Here is a 3,002-nt window from a genome sequence, read left to right as displayed (position 1 = left end):
CTCCTGGTCGACATGCTGCGCGAGGCCCAGGCGCACGAGAAGCTGCGCGTATCCCGCCGTCTGGCCACCCTCACCGATCCACCCACCACCATCGTGCGGCTGCTGCTGAAGGCCGAGTTCGAGGTCGCCGAGCCGCTGCTGCGCGAATGCCCCAACCTCAGCGAGAGCGACCTTGTCGAGTGCGCCCGCGGCGCCGCCATGGACCATCGCCGGCTGATCGCCGCGCGCCGGGGCCTGGGCGAGCTGGTCGCCGACGCCCTGATCGAGCAGGGCGAGCCGCCGGTGCTCGAGAGCCTGCTGAAGAACGACACCGCCAGGCTGTCCTATGCGGGTCTCGAGGCGATCGTCGCCTTGACCCGCGAGGACCCGCGCCTGGTGCCATTCCTGCTGAAGCGCCCGGAGCTGCGCCCCGCCCACGCCTATGTGCTGTTCTGGTGGGCGGACGCCGAGGCGAGGAAAACCATCCTGCAGAGGTTCGCGGTCTCCCGCGAGGTGCTGCAGGACGCGGTCGGCGACATCTTCGCCATGGCGGCCGAGGAGGGCTGGCAGGACCCGCTGTCGCGCAAGGCGCTGCAGTTCATCGAGCGGCGCCAGCGCAACCGCGCGGCCATCGAAAAGAGCCCCTTCGACAGCCTGGAGGCCGCGATCGCCGCCGGCCAGTCCGGGCTGACCCGGGATGTGGCCGAGGAGATCTCCTACCTGGCCGGGCTGAAGCCGACGACGGGCCTGAAGATCATGTCCGACTCCGGCGGCGAGCCGCTGGCTATACTGTGCAAGGCGACGGGCCTGCCGAAGGCCGCCGTTCGCGCCCTCTGGCGAGGCCTGCGGCGGCCCGAAACCGACGCGGCGGGCCAGCTCCTGCCGGCGCTGGAGCGGGTGCTGATCGCCTACGACATGATCGCCGTCGACCGGGCGCAGACCGTGCTGCGCTACTGGAACTGGTCACTGTCCTCGGCCCTGACGCCGGCGCTGCTGAAGGCCATCGAGGAAGGCGACGAAGAGGCACTCGACGAGTACTCGGTGCCGCAGCGCACTGCGATGCTGGCGTTGTCTAAGGAGTTCGGCCGCTAACAGCCGCCGCTTCAATGCAGCCGCGAAGCGGGCTAGTGCTGTCGGCTCGCGGATTCAGCCAATTTTTCCAGAGCTTTTGTTCAATTGACGGACACTCAATAGAGTCGAGTTGTTATTCGGCCTTGTGCTTGGCCAAACGCGCCTATAATGACCTGGAACCTGCTCGGTGAATCAGTTCACCCCCATTGGGCGCGACTGCGCGCATAAGGACAAGAAGAATGGACCAGAAGTCGGAAGTCATCGAGATGACGGCGGACATCGTTTCCGCCTACGTGGGCAACAATTCTGTTTCCGCCGCTGAGCTGCCCACCCTGATCCAGAGCGTGCACCGCGCCCTGGCCGGCATCTCGACGGGTGGTGAAGTGGTCGAGGCGGCGCCGAAAGAACCGGCCGTGCCGATCCGCCGCTCCATCACCCCCGATTACCTCGTCTGCCTCGAGGACGGCCGCAAGTTCAAGTCGCTGAAGCGGCACCTGCGCACCAAGTACAACATGAGCCCTGAGGAATACCGGGCCAAGTGGGGCCTGCCCAAGGACTACCCGATGGTCGCCCCCAACTACGCCAAGGCCCGTTCGGACCTCGCCAAGCAGATGGGCCTCGGCCAAGGCGGCCGCCAGGCGGCCCGCAAGAAGCGCTAGGACGAAGTTCGCGGTCTCCTTCTCCCCTCGCGGGAGAAGGTGGCCGGCGCAGCCGGTTCGAAGAGGGGGGCTGACTCCGGTCCGAGTCTCCGTTTCCGGGCGCCCTCATCTTCTGAACTCTGAACGAGGCGGTCTCCGGCGTGGGCCCCCGCATTCGAGCCCGCTTCGCGGGGCCAACTTCTCCCGCGAGGGGAGAGGGAGAGGGCGAAGGCCCGCCCCCGCTGTCTCATTTTCGCACGCCCCGCCAAATCTTCGCCGCAAAATCCGACTTTCGACTTGCCGCCGATTCGCGCATCAGGCGATATGTGATTCGTCGTTGATTCCAATCTGTTGTTAAGGAATCTGAACATGGCGGCCCACATTGGAGCCCCAGCTGCAGCGGCCCGAGCGCACGAGGAGCTGTTCGCCTATTGGGCGGGGCTGCGGAGGGACGGACGGCTGCCCGGCCGCGGCGACATCCATCCGAAGGACTTCAAGCGCCTGCTGCCGACGGTCAGCCTGATCGACGTGGTGGGCGATCCGGCCGAGTTCCGGCTGCGGCTGGCCGGCACCGGCCTTTACAGCGTCTACGGCCGCGAGATCACCGGCCGCCCGCTGGAGGAGATCTACAATTCCGCCGCCGCCGAATACTGGCGCGTCGAGCTGGGCAAGGTGGTGGCCGAGCGCCGGCCCGCCGTCGGCGTCCACAGCCTGTCCTGGCGCGGCGCCGGGCACCTGTCGATCCTGTGGCTGCGCCTGCCGCTGGCCTCCAACGGCCGGGACGTAGACATGATCCTCGGCTACGACGCGGTGGTGGGAATGCGCAGCGACACCGGCGTCACCGGCATCCGGGCGGCCTAAGCAGCCGCCAGCGCCTCGGCGTCCCGGCGGATGCGTGTGGCCATGGCCGCCAGGCCGTTGGAGCGCTGTGAGGACAGGGCGCCCGACAGCCCGAGGGTCTCGAACGCCAGCCTCGGGTCGAAGGCCATGATCTCGCCGGGCCTACGCCCGGAGAACAGCCGCAGCAGAATGGCGATCAGCCCGCGCACGATGTGGGCGTCGGAGTCGCCCCGAAAGCTCACCGTCCCGTCGGCCTTGGGCTCGGTGACCAGCCAGACCTGGCTGGCGCAGCCGCGCACCTTGTTGGCGTCGCTGCGCTCGGCGTCGGTCAGCGGCGCGAGCTCCCGGCCCAGCTCGATGACATAGCGGTACCGCTCCTCCCAGTCGCCCAACAGGTCGAACTCGGCGGCCAGGTCGTTCAGCTGGTCTTCGATGGCGCTCATCTGTGGCGCGACTTAAGAGGCCGCAGCCCCC

4 protein-coding genes are annotated in these 3,002 nt (G+C 68.0%); 3 read left to right on the top strand and 1 reads right to left on the bottom strand.

Annotated features, from left to right (window positions below; all coding sequences use genetic code 11):
• The 3 genes from VHK87_RS09485 to VHK87_RS09475 form a co-directional block, all read left to right on the top strand.
• Nucleotides 1-1,071: DUF2336 domain-containing protein (locus VHK87_RS09485; RefSeq protein WP_329634655.1), on the top strand; the 1,071-nt coding region annotated here is incomplete at its 5' end.
• Nucleotides 1,072-1,289: 218 nt separating this feature from the next.
• On the top strand, nt 1,290-1,709 hold the full coding sequence (locus tag VHK87_RS09480; protein WP_329634654.1) for a MucR family transcriptional regulator: 420 nt from the start codon (nt 1,290-1,292) through the stop codon (nt 1,707-1,709).
• Nucleotides 1,710-2,057: 348 nt separating this feature from the next.
• Nucleotides 2,058-2,549, top strand: coding sequence for a PAS domain-containing protein (locus VHK87_RS09475; protein WP_329634653.1), 492 nt, complete (start codon nt 2,058-2,060; stop codon nt 2,547-2,549).
• Here the strand turns inward: VHK87_RS09475 and VHK87_RS09470 are convergent.
• Entirely contained in the window at nt 2,546-2,971 is a 426-nt protein-coding gene (locus VHK87_RS09470) for a SufE family protein (RefSeq protein ID WP_329634652.1), read from the bottom strand. The two genes, VHK87_RS09475 and VHK87_RS09470, sit on opposite strands and share 4 nt — an antisense overlap.
• Nucleotides 2,972-3,002 lie beyond the last annotated feature (31 nt).

It is taken from the genome of Phenylobacterium sp. (assembly GCF_036263695.1).
GTDB lineage: Bacteria > Pseudomonadota > Alphaproteobacteria > Caulobacterales > Caulobacteraceae > Phenylobacterium.
The sequence above is the reverse complement of the archived record's forward strand: the minus strand, read 5'-3'. Positions and strand labels throughout refer to the sequence as shown.